Here is a 14,817-nt window from a genome sequence, read left to right as displayed (position 1 = left end):
GCGCCCTCCCCACACCCCCCCCCGCCTCACGGCCCAACCCCCCCCCACCGGGCCCCCCCTCCCCAACACCCACCGCCCCCCCACTCTCGTTGTGCGTTTCTCAGCGGTGCTTGCGCTTCGCGTCCTCCGCGTCGATCCGCTCCTGCACGGCCTCGGCCTCCGCATCGAGGCTGGACACGGACTCCGTGGCCTCGCGCTCCTTCGCCGCCAGCTCCTCGTCGAAGGAGGCCGGTGGCTCCTCCTCCCGCGCCGACAGCTCGGTCGCGGCCGGCGGCTCGACGAGCCAGTCCGGGTTCGACTGCTGGTCCCACCACTTCCACGCGGCGAAGGCCCCGCCGGCCAGGACGCCGACCACCGCCGCGCCCTTGAACCACCGGGCGCAGCGCGCACGCCGCTCGTGGCGCCGTACGAGCTGCTGGACCTCCTTGGCCGATACCTGGCCGCGCAGCGCCGCCAGCGCCGCCGTCGACCGGGAGGCGGCCTCCTCGGCCACCGGCTGGGCCGCCGCGAAGGCGCTCTCCAGTCGCGGCTGCGTGTAGTCCACGGCGCTCCGGGCCGCCAGGCGGGTCTGCTTCACGGCGTTGGACGCCGCCCGGTCGACATTCGGCGGTACATGGGAGCGTGCCGATTTGATCCGGGGCTGTACGTGGCAGTCGTACGTCTGGCGGGCTTGTTTGGCAGCCTCGCCGGCCGCGTACGACACCTTCGGCGCAAGCCGTTCATTTGCTTCGTTGGCGTAATGCACCGCAGCGTGCTTGGCGGATTCCGCGTACGGCGCCACCACTTCCGCTGCGTGCCGCGCCGTATCCCTGGCACTTGTCGCTGCCAGACGCACGCTTTCCTTGCGGGTCACGGGATCCTCCTCCTCGGTGGCGGACACAGTTCACCTTTCCACCCTTTGTCGGATCATGCCTGCCATACCGCCGACCGGCATGCGCGACAGGGCATACGGGTGGACGATTTCCGTCCGGTGCAGCCCTCCGTGGGAGGATCTGAAACCGACAGTGACGACGCGAGGAAGGCAGATCCGTGGCCGAGAAGCTCTACGCCACCCTGAAGACCAACCACGGCGACATCGAGATCGAGCTTCTGCCGAACTTCGCTCCGAAGACCGTGCGCAACTTCGTCGAACTCGCCACCGGTGAGCGCGAGTGGACACGTCCCACGGACGGCCAGAAGACCACGGACCCGCTCTACGACGGCACCGTCTTCCACCGCGTCATCAGCGGGTTCATGATCCAGGGCGGCGACCCGCTGGGCAACGGCACCGGCGGCCCCGGCTACCAGTTCGCCGACGAGTTCCACCCCGACCTGGCATTCACCAAGCCCTACCTGCTCGCGATGGCGAACGCCGGCCCGGGCACCAACGGCTCGCAGTTCTTCATCACCGTCGCCCCCACCGCCTGGCTGACGCGCAAGCACACCATCTTCGGCGAGATCGGCGACAAGTCCAGCCAGAAGATCGTCGACACCATCGCCGCAGGTCCCACCAACCCGCGCACCGAGCGCCCCCTCGACGACGTGATCATCCACTCGGTCGTCATCGAGAAGCGCAGCTGATCGCAGGGGAACCTTTCGGCCCCGCCCGTCCGTCCTCGATACGTACCGGACGGGCACGGGCGGATCCGCCGCCTCGCCGCCGATCGAGGGGACCGATGGACACCGACCGTCTTCCGGGCTGCTACCGGCACCCGGACCGCGAGACCGGGATCAGCTGTACGCGCTGTGAGCGGCCGATCTGCCCCGAGTGCATGATCAGCGCCTCGGTCGGCTTCCAGTGCCCCGAGTGCGTCCGTGGGGGCTCGGGAACGGGCCACGGCCGGGCCGCGAACGCTCCGCGCACGATCGCGGGCGGGGTGGTCGCAGCCGATCCTTACCTGGTCACGAAGATCCTGATCGGGATCAACGTGGCCGTGTTCCTCGCAGGCCACGTCTTCCCCGGGCTGACGATCCAGCTGGAGCTCCTGGGCCGGTACCGGGAGCAGGTGGGTGGGCCGCTCGAAGGCGTCTCCACCGGCGAGTACTACCGGCTGCTGTCCTCGGCCTTCCTGCACACCGAGCTGTGGCACATCTTCGGCAACCTGCTCGCCCTGTGGTTCATCGGCGGACCGCTGGAGCAGGCGCTCGGCCGGGCCCGCTACCTCACCGTGTACCTGCTGTCGGCCCTGGGCGGCAGCGCCGTGGTCTATCTGCTGACCGAGCCGAACGTCGCGACCCTCGGTGCCTCCGGCGCCGTCTTCGGCCTGCTCGGCGCGACCGTGGTGCTGGCCCGCCGGATGCGGTACGAAATGCGCCCGCTCATCACCATGGCCGTGTTCATGCTGGTGCTGACCTTCGCACCTGGGCTGAACGTGTCGTGGCAGGCCCATATCGGTGGATTGGTCACCGGTGTACTGGTCGCGCTGGGCCTGTTCTGGCCCGCAACGGGTCACGGCGCGCGGAATCGCAAATTCGTCCAGTGGGGCACCTGTGTGGCGGTGTTCCTGCTGGCCACAGCCCTGATCGCGATCCGTACGGCCGAACTTTCCGCACTCACCTGATCACACCGGCGTCAACTCTCCACAGAGTTATCCACAGATCTTCTGTCTTTTCCTCAGGTGTGGATGACGCTGTGGATAACTCATGGGGAGAGCTTGCGGAGTCGGGCTACTTCCACTGCGTGGAGACGCCGAATCCTGCCGCAATGAAGCCGAATCCGACCACAATGTTCCAATTTCCGAGGGCTTCGACCGGAAGCTGGGTCTCGGACAGATAGAAAACGACGATCCATGCCAGACCGACCAAGAAGAACGCCAGCATGACCGGGGCGACCCAGTTGCGGTTCGTCAGCTTGATCGACTGCGGCGTCCGCGTGGGGGGCGGCGTGTAGTCGTCCTTCTTGCGGATACGTGACTTCGGCACGAGGGGCTCTCCTGTCGATGGGCTGGGGACCTGGCCTGCCCCGGGCGTCCGTTAGCGTAGTGGACCTGTGGCGTTGAAGGAGAAGGGTACGTTGAGCAATTCCGACGACTCCTCCGCGGGTCCCCGTCGCCGTGCCAGACCGGTCCGGCTGCTCACGGCCGCCGTTTTCGCCCTGGCCGGCTTGATCTTCGTCACCAGCTTCAACACCTCCAAGGGTACGAACATCCGGACGGACGCCTCGCTCCTCAAGCTGTCCGACCTGATCCAGGAGCGCAGCCAGAGCAACCTGGAGCTGGAGAAGAGCACCGCCACCGCACGCGGCCAGGTCGACGCCCTCGCCGAACGGGACAACGGGAGCACCAAGGCCGAGGACGCCAAACTGGCCGCGCTGCGCGCCGCCTCCGGCACCGAGGAGCTCACCGGCAAGGCCGTGACGGTCACCCTGAACGACGCGCCCCCGAACGCCACGGCCCGCATCCCCAACGTGCCCGAGCCGCAGCCCAACGACCTGGTGATCCACCAGCAGGACCTCCAGGCCGTGGTCAACGCCCTCTGGCAGGGCGGCGCCGAGGGCATCCAGGTGATGGACCAGCGCCTGATCTCGACCAGCGCCGTGCGCTGCGTGGGCAACACCCTGATCCTCCAGGGCCGCGTGTACTCGCCCCCGTACAAGGTGACGGCCGTCGGCGACCCGGGCGCGCTGAAGAAGGCCCTCGCGGCTTCCCCGGCTCTGCAGAACTACCAGCTGTACGTGAACGCGTACGGGCTCGGCTGGAAAGTGGACGAGCACAAGGCGCTGACACTGCCGGGCTACTCCGGCACAGTGGACCTCCACTATGCGAAGCCGCTGGAGTCCGCCACCCCGTGACCGTGACGTCGACGTGCCGCGCCTGCTGGTACGGACGTTCAGCGAGGTGTGCCTGACCGCGGGCTCGCTCATCGTGCTCTTCGTGGCCTACGTCCTGCTGTGGACCGGGGTCAAGGCCGACCAGGCCATGGACGGGGAGATGGCCCGCATGCGCGACCGCTGGTCCGCGGTGCCGGCGGCCGCCCCGCAGCCCGCCCCCGCCCCGTCGGCGGCCGCGGCGACGCCCCCGGCCGCCCCGGAGCCCGGCGCGTACCCGCCGGGCCGGGCCTTCGCCGAGATGTACGTCCCGCGCTTCGGACCCGGCTGGAACAAGCCGGTCCTGGAGGGCACGGGCACCGAGCTGCTGAAGAAGGGGCTGGGCCACTACGCCGGCACGGCCAAGCTCGGCGGCACCGGGAACTTCGCGGTGGCCGGCCACCGGCGCACGTACGGGGACCCCTTCAAGGACATCCCCAAGCTGCGCCCCGGCGACCTCGTGATCCTCAAGGACGCCACCGGCTGGTACACGTACACCGTCCGCGCGGAGCCGCTGCGCACGCTCCCCACGGAGGTCGGCGTGGTCGATCCGGTGCCGAGCCGCTCGCCCTTCACGGTGCTGGGCAAGTACCTGACGCTGACCACTTGCGACCCGGAATGGGGCCACAGCCACCGGCTCGTGGTCTGGGCCGAACTGACCGGTATGCGGACCCTCGCACAGGGCTCACCGGAGGGTTTGGCAAGGTGACCCTCCGCGCCGGGCGGGTGGCTTTAGGCTGTGGACGTACCGCCCCTGCGGTGCGTTGAACGATCGTGGACGAAAAGGACACAGGCGGCATGTACGGCTGGATCTGGCGGCATTTGCCGGGTAACGCGTGGGTACGCGTGATGATCTCCCTCGTGCTGGTGCTCGCGGTGGTGTTCGTGCTGTTCCAGTACGTCTTCCCGTGGGCCGAGCCGCTGCTTCCGTTCAACGATGTGACGGTGGACGAGGGATCGGGAGCGACTCCGTGAGCGCGCGCATTCTGGTTGTCGACAATTACGACAGCTTTGTCTTCAACCTGGTCCAGTACCTCTACCAGCTCGGCGCCGAGTGCGAGGTGCTGCGCAACGACGAGGTCGAGCTCGCCCACGCCCAGGACGGCTTCGACGGCGTCCTGCTCTCCCCGGGCCCGGGGACGCCGGAAGAGGCCGGCATCTGTGTGGACATGGTCCGCCACTGCGCGGACACGGGCGTACCGGTCTTCGGCGTCTGCCTCGGCATGCAGTCGATGGCCGTCGCCTACGGAGGGGTCGTCGGCCGGGCTCCGGAACTGCTGCACGGCAAGACCTCGCCGGTGGTCCACGAGGGCCTCGGCGTCTTCGAGGGACTGCCCTCGCCCTTCACCGCGACCCGGTACCACTCCCTCGCGGCCGAGCCCCCGACCCTCCCGGACACCCTCGAGGTCACGGCGCGGACCGAGGACGGGATCATCATGGGCCTGCGCCACCGCGAGCATGACGTCGAGGGCGTGCAGTTCCACCCCGAGTCCGTGCTGACCGAGTGGGGCCACCGGATGCTCGCGAACTGGCTGGTGCGCTGCGGTGACGCGGGCGCGGTGGAGCGCTCGGTGGGGCTCGCCCCGGTGGTGGGCAAGGCCGTCGCGTGACGGCGCTCGCGCCGTCCGCGCCCACCGAGGGCCGGGCAGCGCGACGCAGGGCAGCACAGGAGGCCGAGAAGCGTGCGCGCACGCGGGGCCGGGGCCGGCGGCGCAGGCGGCCGGCCTCGGGCGGGCCGGTCGTGGTCGTCAGCAGGCTCGCCGGGGAGCTGTTCATCACGCTGGGGCTGGTGATGCTCCTCTTCGTCGGCTACCAGCTCTGGTACACGAACTTCCTGGCGGGCCGGACGGCCGATGACGCCGCCGGCTCCCTGCTCCAGAACTGGGACCGCGATCCGGGTGGGGCCGCCGCCCCGCCCGTGGCGGCGTTCGAGCCGGGCCAGGGCTTCGCGATCCTGTACATCCCGAAGCTGGACGTGAAGGTGCCGGTCGCGGAGGGGACGAACAAGGCCAAGGTCCTCGACAAGGGCATGGTCGGCCACTACGCCGACGGGCCGCTCGCGACCGGGATGCCGGCCGATCCGCAGGGCAACTTCGCACTGGCGGGCCACCGGAACACGCACGGCGAACCGTTCCGCTACATCAACCGGCTGGTGCCGGGGGACAAGATCGTGGTGGAGACCCGGGACGCGTACTACACGTACGAGATGACCTCGCAGCTCGCGCAGACCCCGCCGTCGAACGTGTCGGTCATCAAGCCGGTGCCCGTCGGATCGGGCTTCACTTCCCCGGGCCGGTACATCACGCTGACCACGTGCACCCCGGAGTTCACCAGCACCTACCGGATGATCGTATGGGGCAGGATGACCGGAGAACGCCCCCGCAGCCAGGGTGCTCCGCCCGAGCTGACCAGCCCGTAGAGGATCCGCAGTGTCACGTGTCGCACCGCCCCCGCGCCGCAGCGCCCTCGCGGGGTTCCTGAGCCTGCTGGGCGAGCTCCTGATCACGGTGGGCCTGGTGCTCGGGCTGTTCGTGGCGTACTCGCTGTGGTGGACGAACGTCCTGGCGGACCGGGACGCCTCCGCGCGCGGGGACGCGGTGCGCGAGCAGTGGGACCGGGCGGCACCCTCCCGGACGGCTGCCGCGGCGCCGGGGGCACTGGACACCCAGGGCGGGATCGGCTTCCTGCACGTGCCGGCGATGAAGAACGGCGAGGTGCTGGTCAAACGGGGCACCGGCTCGGAGGTCCTGAACGACGGAGTCGCCGGGTACTACACGGAGCCGGTGAAATCGGCGCTGCCGTGGGACCCGGCGGGCAATTTCGCACTGGCGGCCCACCGTGACGGGCACGGGGCCAAGTTCCACAACATCGACAAGCTGAAGAACGGCGACGCGGTCGTCTTCGAGACCCGCGACACCTGGTACGTGTACAAGGTCTTCGCCGAGCTGAGCCAGACCTCGAAGTACAACGTGGACTCGATCAGCCCGGTCCCCAAGGAGTCGGGCCGGACGGCACCGGGCCGCTACATCACCCTGACGACCTGCACGCCCGTGTACACCTCGAAGTACCGCTACATCGTGTGGGGCGAGCTGGTCCGCACGGAAAAGGTCGACGCGAAGCGAAGCCTTCCGGCGGAGCTGCGCCAGTCCTGAAGCTGTGGATGAGTCGGCGTTGAGAGTGACAGGCTGTCACTCTCAAATCAGCGCAGGACCTGGAGCCGGACTCCGGCGCTCCAGGCCTCCAGAAGCCCCCTGTGGACGGCCGTGACGCCCCCCTGAGCCGCGATGGCCAGGGACTCGCGGGTGAAGGCGCAGGTGGCCACGTAGAGGGCCACATCGGCCTGGTGGAGCACCTTGGAGGAGCCCAGGAACTTCTGCATCTCACCGCTGAGCACGTGCCGGAAGGGCGCGAAGTTCTTGCACTGCACGGCGACCGTCCGCCCGTCGGCGGCACGGGCGCTGATGTCGACCCCTCGATCGCCGCCGTGTCCGCCGTACACCTCGACGTCGGTGCACCCGTCGCGGCGCAGCAGGCCGGCGACGTGCTGCTGGAACTCCTTCCAGGTCATGGCGTCGATGGTGCCGATGACTCCGGTGAGCGCCCTCACGTCCTGGCCCCGCTGGAGGCGGCTGAGCTGGAGGTCGTGCTCGACGAGCCGATGCTGGATCTGCTCGATGTCCTCCCGAAGGGAGGTCAGTTCGTGGCGTGTTCGCCGGAGGTCTCGATGAGGACGTTCAGCATGGGCACGACGGTCTTGCCGAGTACGTCGGTGATCCGGCTGTCGATCCGCTCGTCGAGCTCGTCAGAGCGGGCGCTGTGGACAGAGTTATCCACAGGTTGCGTACGGGCCTCGTCTTCGGCGTCGAGGAGGTACGCACGCACCTGACGTGCGACTTTGCTGTCGCGGAGCAGCATTCCGACGTTCAGGACGGTCCGTCGGGAGTAGAGGGCGATGGCCGCGGCGCGGCTGCTGAGCCCACTGACTTGCTTAAAGTAAGTCAGTTCTGCACCTGTCAAAACCCGATAGCCGTTGGCTGAGAGTTCGTCCCGGTGATCGAACACCAAGGCGTCCATGACCTGGATGCTGAACTCGTAGTAAGCCGCCACCATCGCCGTCGTCACGTGCAGCCCGTCCGGCAGGAGGGACAAGACCTTCACCCTGTCCAGGACTTCTGTGCGCTCCAGGACGCTCGTGCGCAAGGTCCTGGACTCCAGCAGTACCGATTCGTTGATCATGGCCCGTCCCTCCCGGGCGGGCTCCGCTGCCCACCCCGTCCGGGCTAACGAATTTCGTACATATGAAGACACGTCCTACGAAAAACAGGTCCGGCCCCTCTCGTGGAGAGGGGCCGGACCCGTTGGTGCGTGGTGCCGGGTGGCTAGTTGCCGCCGAGGCCTCCGATGAAGCCGCCGCCGCCGTCGTTGCCGCCGTTTTGCTGGTTGTCGGGGACCGTGTTCACGTTGATCACCGCGTTGGGGGCCACCGGGCTGCCGACGACCGGGTCCGTGCTCAGGATCCTCGCCTTGCCGTCGGAGGAGCCCGACAGGACGGATCCGAAGATCAGGCCCCTGGAGGCGAGCTCGGCCCTGGCCTGGTTGATCGTCTTGCCGACCAGGTTCGGGACCGTGAGCTGCTGGACCGGCTTGGCGACCGAGATGTTGACCGTCGAGTTGACGTCGACCTGGCTGTTGATGCCGGGGTCCTGGCTGACGACCGTCTTGGGGGCCGTGCCGGGGGGCGCGTCGACCTCGGTGACGCTGCCGAGCTTCAGCTTGACGGCCTGCAGGGCCTTCGACGCGTCGGCCTGGCTCTTGCCGGTCAGGTCCGGGACGGTCACCTTGGAGATTTCCTTGGCCACCGTCACGGTGATCGTCGAGCCCTTCTCGGCCTCGCCGTTCTTCGGGTTCTGGTCGATCACGGTGCCGGCCGGCCGCTCGGACTCGACCGGCTTCTTCTCGATCTGGAAGCCCTTTTCCTGGAGCGCCTTCTCCGCGTCCGCGATCGCCAGGTTGATGACGTTCGGAACGAGGACCTTGGGGGCGCCCGTGGACATCTTCACCTTGACGACGAAGTTCTTGGCGACCTTGGTGCCCTCGGCCGGGTCCTGCTGGCAGACCGTGCCCTTGGGGGCGGCGTCGCAGGCCATCTCCCCGTCCTGCTGCACGACGACGCCGACGTTGGTGCCGTTCGCCTTGGCCGCTTCGAGGGTTTCGCCGATGAGCTTGGGGACCGCGGGCCGGTTGTCGGCGTTGGAGCTGAAGAGGGAGCGCCCGATCAGGATCGCGCCGACCAGCACGAGGATGCCGGCGGTGACCAGCAGGATCGTGGAGGCCTTGCTCTTCTTCTGCGGACGCCGGCCGCGGCCGCCCTGGTCGTAGCCGCCCTGGTCCCCGTGCCCGTATCCGCCGTCGCCCGGGGGCATCGGCGGGAGCATGGAGGTCTGGTTCGGGTCGGCGGTGCGCAGGGCGGTGGTGGGCTGGTCGTAGCCCTGGTGTCCGTAGCCGTTGCCCTGGTCGGGGTAGCCGTAGCCGGCGACGCCCATGGAGGCGGTGGCCGCGACGGGCTGGCCGTCGAGGCAGGCCTCGATGTCGGCGCGCATCTCGTCGGCGGACTGGTAACGGTAGTCGGCGTCCTTGACCAGCGCCTTCAGTACGATCGCGTCCATTTCGGGCGTGATCTCGCTGTCGAAGTTCGACGGGGGCTGGGGCTCTTCCCGTACGTGCTGGTAGGCGACGGCGACCGGGGAGTCCCCGATGAACGGCGGCCGGACGGCGAGGAGCTCGTACAGCAGGCAGCCGGCGGAGTAGAGGTCGGAGCGCGCGTCGACCTGCTCGCCCCTGGCCTGCTCCGGGGAGAGGTACTGGGCGGTGCCGATGACGGCGGCGGTCTGCGTCATGGTCATGCCGGAGTCGCCCATGGCGCGGGCGATGCCGAAGTCCATGACCTTGACCTGGCCGGAGCGGGTCAGCATGACGTTGGCGGGCTTGATGTCGCGGTGCACGATGCCGGCGCGGTGCGAGTACTCCAGCGCCTGGAGGATGCCGATGCACATTTCCAGGGTGCGCTCGGGCAGCAGCTTGCGGCCGGAGTGCAGGAGCTCGCGCAGGGTCGAGCCGTCGACGTACTCCATCACGATGTACGGGATGGAGATGTTGTCGACGTAGTCCTCGCCGGTGTCGTACACGGCGACGATCGCCGGGTGGTTGAGCGACGCGGCCGACTGGGCCTCGCGGCGGAACCTGGCCTGGAAGGACGGGTCGCGGGCGAGATCGGCGCGCAGGGTCTTGACGGCGACGGTACGGCCGAGCCGGGTGTCGTGGGCGAGGTAGACCTCGGCCATGCCACCGCGGCCGAGCACGTGGCTCAGCTCGTACCGGCCGCCGAGGCGACGCGGCTCTTCCATAACGTGCAGCCCTCTCCGTCAGTCCCGACCGCACCCGTGTGTGGTCCGGCGGTGTGCTGTTCGCGCAAAGGCTACCGGCCGATCGTCGGTGATCGGTTCGTGACCACAGGCTGATACCGGACCGGTACCGTACGCTCGGATCCGAGCGGGAACGGTGACCCGGATCACATCTGTGTGCCCCTTGCGGCTCTCGCGTGGCGCTCGGCCCCGCCCGTCACCCCTTGTTGCTCTTGAGCACGGCTTCCATGACGGCCTTGGCGACCGGGGCGGCGAGGCCGCCGCCGCTGATGTCCTCGCGGTCCGCTTCGCTGTCCTCGATGACGACGGCGACGGCGACCGGCGAGCTGCCGTCGGGGTTCTCGGCGTAGGAGATGAACCAGGCGTACGGGCGCTTCTTGTTGCCCTCGCCGTGCTGCGCGGTGCCGGTCTTGCCGCCGACGACGGTGCCCTTGATCTTGGCCTTGCCGCCGGTGCCGTTCTCGACCACGTTGACCATCATGTCCCGGACCTTCTTCGCGTTCTCCGGGGAGAGAGGCCGGCTCATTTCCTGCGGCTCGTGCTTCTCGATGACGTCGACGTTGGGCGACTGCAGCTGGTCGACCATGTACGGCTTCATCAGCTTGCCGTTGTTGGCGATGGCGGCCGTGACCATGGCCATCTGCAGCGGGGTGGCCGCGGTGTTGAACTGGCCGATGGAGCTCTGGGCGTTGCCGTCCCTGCTCATGGTCTTGTCGTAGACGCTGGCGAAGGCGCGGACCGGGGTGTCGATCTTGTCGTTGTTGAAGCCGAACTTCTCGGCGGTCTTGACCATGTTGTCCCGCGTCACCTTGTCGCCCATGTTGGCGAAGACGGAGTTGCAGGACACTTCCAGTGCCTTGTTGAGGCTGGCCTTCCCGCACCCGGAGGCGTGGTTGACCATCTCGGTCTTGGTGCCCGGCAGGATGTACGGGTCCTCGGTGTCGGTCGGCGCGTTGATGTCCGTGACGACGCCGTGCTCCAGGGCCGCAGCGGCGGTGACCACCTTGAAGGTGGAGCCGGGCGGGTAGGTCTCGCGCAGGGCGCGGTTGACCAGCTTCTTGTCCTCGCTGTCCTTGAGCTCGACCCAGGCCTTCTCGTCGGCCTTGGAGTTGCCGGCGAAGGAGGTGGGGTCGTACGAGGGGGTGCTGACCAGGGCGAGGATCGCGCCGGTGCGCGGGTCGATGGCGGCTACGGCGCCCTTCTTCGTGCCGAGCTGCTTGAAGGCGGCCTTCTGCGCGGCGGCGTTGAGCGTCGTGACGACGTTGCCGCCCTGCTTCTTCTCGCCGGTGAACATGCCGATCGTGCGGTCGAAGAAGAGCCGGTCGTCGTTGCCGGTGAGGATGCCGTCCTCGAGGGACTCGAGCTGCGTGGAGCCGAAGGCCTGCGAGGCGTATCCGGTGACGGGTGCCCAGAGCTCGCCTTCGAGGTAGCCCCGCTTGTACTTGTAGTCGCTGCCGTCGGTGACGTCGGAGCGGGTGATCGGCTTGCCCTCGACGATGATGTTGCCGCGCTCGGTGGCGTACTGGGCGATCTGGACCCGGCGGTTCTCCTTGCGGGTGCTCAGCTCCTCGGCCTTGACGTACTGGAGCCAGTTGGTCCGCACGAGCAGTGCCAGGACGAGCAGTCCGCAGAAGATCGAGATGCGGCGCAGGGGCTTGTTCATGACGGGCGGACCACCTGGGTCATCTCGGAGTCGGGGGACGGTGCGGGGGCCGGGGCAGGGCGGCGTGCGGTGTCGCTGATCCGGATGAGGATGGCGATGAGGATCCAGTTCGCGAGGACGGACGAGCCGCCGGACGCGAGGAAGGGCATGGTCATGCCGGTCAGGGGGATGAGGCCCATGACTCCGCCGGCGACCACGAAGATCTGGAGCGCGAAGGCGCCGGAGAGGCCGATCGCGAAGAGCTTGCCGAAGGGGTCGCGGGCGGCGAGGGCGGTGCGCACGCCCCGCTCGATGATCAGGCCGTAGAGCAGCAGGAAGGCCATGACCCCGGCGAGCCCGAGCTCTTCGCCGACGGTGGAGAAGATGAAGTCGGAGTTGGCGGCGAAGCCGATGAGGTCGGAGTTGCCCTGTCCCCAGCCGGTGCCGAGGACCCCGCCGGAGCCGAAGCTCATGATCGACTGGCCGACCTGCTCGCAGGCGCCGGACTTGCTGTAGCAGGCGAAGGGGTCGAGCCAGGCGGTGACGCGGGCCTTGACGTGGCTGGCGGTGGCGCCGACCACGGTGGCTCCGCCCACGCTCATGAGGAGGCCGATGACGATCCAGCTCGTCCGCTCGGTGGCCACGTACAGCATGATCACGAACATGCCGAAGAAGAGCAGCGAGGTGCCGAGGTCGTTCTCGAAGACCAGGACGAGCAGGCTCATCGCCCAGATCATCAGGATCGGGCCGAGGTCGCGGCCGCGCGGCAGGTAGAGGCCCATGAAGCGGCGGCTGGCGAGCGCCAGGGCGTCGCGCTTGACCATGAGGTAGCCGGCGAAGAAGACGGCGATGACGATCTTCGCGAACTCGCCGGGCTGGATGGAGAACCCGCCGACGCTGATCCAGATCTTGGCGCCGAAGACGTCGGCCCCCAGACCCGGGATCACGGGCAGGATCAGCAGCACGAGCGAGGCGGCCATGGAGATGTACGTGAACCGCTGGAGCACGCGGTGGTCCTTGAGGACCAGCAGTACGCCGGCGAACAGGGCGATGGCCAGGGCCGTGTACATCATCTGCCGGGGCGCGGACTCGGAGAAGGTTCCGAAGGACCGCTTCGCCAGGTTCTGCAGGCGCTCGGACTGGTCGAGGCGCCAGATCAGGACGAGGCCCAGCCCGTTGAGGAGCGTGGCGATCGGCAGCAGCAACGGGTCGGCGTACTTGGCGTAGCGCCGGACGACGAAGTGGGCGATGCCCGCCAGGACGCCGAGGCCGAGCCCGTAGGTGAGCATGCCCGGGGGCAGCTTCCCGTGGAGCGACATGCCCGCGTTGGCGTAGGCGAAGATCGGGATGACCACGGCGAAGGCGAGCAGCAGGAGCTCGGTGTTCCGCCGGCTCGGCGCCTCGATGGCGCCGATGGTGGTCGTGTTGGTGACAACGCTCATGGTGTGGCGGGCCCCCTGTGCCCGCGTATGTCTACTGCTTCTCGCACAGGCCGACGACCTGCTGCTCGGCGGCAGTCAGGACGGGGCCGGGTGTTTGGTTGCCCGCCGCCTCTGCGGCACGCCGCTCCTCGTCCTTCTTGCACGCGGAGGTCTGGGTGCCGAGCTCGTCGATCTTCGTCCGGGCGGAGTCGAGGCTGCTCTCGCTGATCGTGTCCACGACCTGCTTGCGCTTGAAGGGCGGCAGGTACTTCAGTTCGATGTCGGGGCGGTCGGTCTCCACCTTGGAGAGCTCCAGCGGTCCCAGCTTCTGGCTGATCCCGCGGAAGAGCGCGACGTGCTCGTCCTTGACCCCGACGTAGAACTGCGTCTGCGTCCAGCGGTAGCCCGCGTACAGGCCGCCGCCGATGACACCGAGGACCACGAGCAGCGTCAGCGTGCGCGTGGTCCACTTGCGGCCCTTGCCGCGCCGCCGACGAGGGTGGTCGTACGTGTCCTCGTACCCGGAGTCGCCGTCGTACGGGTCGGGCTCGCCGAAGCTGCCGTACGCGTCGGCTCCGCCGCCCTGTCCCTGGGCGCCGTAGCCGCCGTAACCCGGGGCCTCGCCGCTGCCGGGGGGGCCGAAGGCGCCGGCGGGCGGGGGGCTCTGGCGGCCGAGCCCGGAGGCGCGGCCGGCCGGCGTCTGCATGGCGTTGCCGCCGTCGAAGAGCTGGTGGTGCTGGTTCTCGGCGACCGCGCCGACGACGACCGGGGTGTCGTTGACCTGCGCGGCCAGGGTGTCGCCGCTGTCGGTGTCGAGGACGTCGGCCACGATGCAGGTGATGTTGTCGGGGCCGCCGCCGCGCAGCGCGAGCTGGATGAGGGAGGCCACGGTCTCGCGGGGGCCGTGGTAGTCGGCGAGGGTCTCCTCCAGGGTCTGGTGGGAGACCACGCCGGAGAGCCCGTCGGAGCAGATCAGGTAGCGGTCGCCGACCCGGACCTCGCGGATGGAGAGGTCGGGCTCGACGATGTCGCCGCTGCCCAGGGCTCTCATCAGCAGGGAGCGCTGCGGGTGGGTGGTGGCTTCCTCTTCGGTGATCCGGCCCTCGTCGACGAGGCGCTGCACCCAGGTGTGGTCCTGGGTGATCTGCGTGAGGACGCCGTCGCGGAGCAGGTAGGCACGGGAGTCGCCGACGTGGACCAGGCCGAGGCGCTGGCCCGTCCACAGGAGGGCGGTGAGCGTGGTGCCCATGCCCTCGAGCTGGGGGTCCTCCTCGACCATGACGCGCAACTGGTCGTTGGCGCGCTGCACCGCGGTGCTGAGCGCGGTGAGCATGTCGGAGCCCGGAACGTCGTCGTCGAGCTGCACGAGGGCGGAGATCACCTCGGAGCTGGCGACTTCGCCGGCGGCCTGGCCGCCCATGCCGTCGGCGATCGCGAGGAGACGGGGACCGGCGTAGCCGGAGTCCTCGTTGCCCTCCCGGATCATGCCCTTGTGCGATCCGGCGGCGAACCGCAGGGACAGACTCATGCGCACCTGCCCTGTCGACG

The 14,817-nt window shown here is 68.8% G+C and carries 15 protein-coding genes and 1 pseudogene; 8 read left to right on the top strand and 8 right to left on the bottom strand.

The features are described 5' to 3' along the window. Positions 1-100: 100 nt before the first annotated feature. Positions 101-853, bottom strand: a complete 753-nt coding sequence (locus ACFVX6_RS23670; protein ID WP_389694479.1) for a DUF5324 family protein — start codon at positions 851-853, stop codon at positions 101-103. Between the two features lie 176 nt (positions 854-1,029). Between ACFVX6_RS23670 and ACFVX6_RS23665 the strand changes: the two genes are divergently transcribed. Next, positions 1,030-1,560: a peptidylprolyl isomerase gene (locus tag ACFVX6_RS23665; RefSeq protein ID WP_389694477.1), complete on the top strand. Its 531-nt coding sequence runs from the start codon at positions 1,030-1,032 to the stop codon at positions 1,558-1,560. A 95-nt stretch (positions 1,561-1,655) separates the two neighbouring features. Continuing rightward, positions 1,656-2,540, top strand: coding sequence for a rhomboid family intramembrane serine protease (locus ACFVX6_RS23660; RefSeq protein ID WP_389694475.1), 885 nt, complete (start codon positions 1,656-1,658; stop codon positions 2,538-2,540). A gap of 106 nt (positions 2,541-2,646) precedes the next feature. Here the strand turns inward: ACFVX6_RS23660 and crgA are convergent, their stop codons facing one another. Beyond that, positions 2,647-2,901, bottom strand: coding sequence for a cell division protein CrgA (crgA, locus tag ACFVX6_RS23655; RefSeq protein ID WP_266879329.1), 255 nt, complete (start codon positions 2,899-2,901; stop codon positions 2,647-2,649). 91 nt (positions 2,902-2,992) lie between these two features. On the opposite strand from crgA, the gene ACFVX6_RS23650 reads away from it, so the two are divergent. The 6 genes and pseudogenes from ACFVX6_RS23650 to ACFVX6_RS23625 all read left to right on the top strand — a co-directional run bounded on the left by ACFVX6_RS23650 (position 2,993) and on the right by ACFVX6_RS23625 (position 6,936). Beyond that, complete coding sequence (locus ACFVX6_RS23650) at positions 2,993-3,769, top strand: DUF881 domain-containing protein (protein WP_250738678.1); 777 nt, start codon at positions 2,993-2,995, stop codon at positions 3,767-3,769. Positions 3,770-3,782: 13 nt separating this feature from the next. Continuing rightward, a complete protein-coding gene (locus ACFVX6_RS23645; protein WP_389694472.1) occupies positions 3,783-4,493 on the top strand; it encodes a class E sortase in 711 nt (236 codons plus the stop codon). Positions 4,494-4,558: 65 nt separating this feature from the next. Then, on the top strand, positions 4,559-4,759 hold the full coding sequence (locus ACFVX6_RS23640) for a hypothetical protein (RefSeq protein ID WP_254382427.1): 201 nt from the start codon (positions 4,559-4,561) through the stop codon (positions 4,757-4,759). After that, the gene (locus ACFVX6_RS23635; protein WP_243331047.1) at positions 4,756-5,394 is read left to right on the top strand and encodes an aminodeoxychorismate/anthranilate synthase component II; all 639 of its coding nucleotides are present in this window, start codon (positions 4,756-4,758) and stop codon (positions 5,392-5,394) included. The genes ACFVX6_RS23640 and ACFVX6_RS23635 overlap by 4 nt, the downstream gene beginning before the upstream one ends. Before the next feature lie 131 nt (positions 5,395-5,525). Further along, a pseudogene (locus ACFVX6_RS23630) lies at positions 5,526-6,203 on the top strand (class E sortase); the annotation flags it as partial. A 10-nt stretch (positions 6,204-6,213) separates the two neighbouring features. Further along, positions 6,214-6,936, top strand: a complete 723-nt coding sequence (locus ACFVX6_RS23625; RefSeq protein WP_389694470.1) for a class E sortase — start codon at positions 6,214-6,216, stop codon at positions 6,934-6,936. Positions 6,937-6,983: 47 nt separating this feature from the next. Here ACFVX6_RS23625 and ACFVX6_RS23620 read toward each other — a convergent pair whose 3' ends face one another. The 6 genes from ACFVX6_RS23620 to ACFVX6_RS23595 form a co-directional block, all read right to left on the bottom strand. Next, a complete protein-coding gene (locus tag ACFVX6_RS23620) occupies positions 6,984-7,391 on the bottom strand; it encodes a restriction endonuclease (RefSeq protein WP_389694468.1) in 408 nt (135 codons plus the stop codon). Between the two features lie 86 nt (positions 7,392-7,477). Beyond that, positions 7,478-8,020 (bottom strand): restriction endonuclease, encoded by a 543-nt coding sequence (locus tag ACFVX6_RS23615; RefSeq protein WP_389694466.1) that lies wholly within the window; start codon positions 8,018-8,020, stop codon positions 7,478-7,480. Between the two features lie 143 nt (positions 8,021-8,163). Then, positions 8,164-10,188, bottom strand: coding sequence for a Stk1 family PASTA domain-containing Ser/Thr kinase (pknB, locus tag ACFVX6_RS23610; RefSeq protein ID WP_389694464.1), 2,025 nt, complete (start codon positions 10,186-10,188; stop codon positions 8,164-8,166). A gap of 214 nt (positions 10,189-10,402) precedes the next feature. Beyond that, on the bottom strand, positions 10,403-11,869 hold the full coding sequence (locus tag ACFVX6_RS23605; protein ID WP_389694462.1) for a peptidoglycan D,D-transpeptidase FtsI family protein: 1,467 nt from the start codon (positions 11,867-11,869) through the stop codon (positions 10,403-10,405). Continuing rightward, positions 11,866-13,290 carry an FtsW/RodA/SpoVE family cell cycle protein gene (locus ACFVX6_RS23600; protein WP_389694460.1) on the bottom strand — a complete coding sequence of 475 codons (1,425 nt, stop codon included), beginning with the start codon at positions 13,288-13,290 and terminating at the stop codon, positions 11,866-11,868. The genes ACFVX6_RS23605 and ACFVX6_RS23600 overlap by 4 nt, the downstream gene beginning before the upstream one ends. 31 nt (positions 13,291-13,321) lie before the next feature. Further along, positions 13,322-14,797, bottom strand: a complete 1,476-nt coding sequence (locus tag ACFVX6_RS23595; protein WP_389694458.1) for a PP2C family protein-serine/threonine phosphatase — start codon at positions 14,795-14,797, stop codon at positions 13,322-13,324. Between the last annotated feature and the right edge of the window lie 20 nt (positions 14,798-14,817).

The sequence above is a fragment of the Streptomyces sp. NPDC058289 genome (assembly GCF_042880975.1).
Lineage (GTDB): Bacteria > Actinomycetota > Actinomycetes > Streptomycetales > Streptomycetaceae > Streptomyces > Streptomyces stoeckheimensis.
This window is presented reverse-complemented; position numbering and strand designations above follow the sequence as displayed.

Coding starts and splice junctions, on each gene's coding strand:
- ACFVX6_RS23660 (WP_389694475.1), top strand. CDS start 1,656: ATGGACACCGACCGTCTTCCGGGCTGCTACCGGCACCCGGACCGCGAG.
- ACFVX6_RS23615 (WP_389694466.1), bottom strand. CDS start 8,020: ATGATCAACGAATCGGTACTGCTGGAGTCCAGGACCTTGCGCACGAGC.
- pknB (WP_389694464.1), bottom strand. CDS start 10,188: ATGGAAGAGCCGCGTCGCCTCGGCGGCCGGTACGAGCTGAGCCACGTG.
- ACFVX6_RS23605 (WP_389694462.1), bottom strand. CDS start 11,869: ATGAACAAGCCCCTGCGCCGCATCTCGATCTTCTGCGGACTGCTCGTC.
- ACFVX6_RS23600 (WP_389694460.1), bottom strand. CDS start 13,290: ATGAGCGTTGTCACCAACACGACCACCATCGGCGCCATCGAGGCGCCG.
- ACFVX6_RS23595 (WP_389694458.1), bottom strand. CDS start 14,797: ATGAGTCTGTCCCTGCGGTTCGCCGCCGGATCGCACAAGGGCATGATC.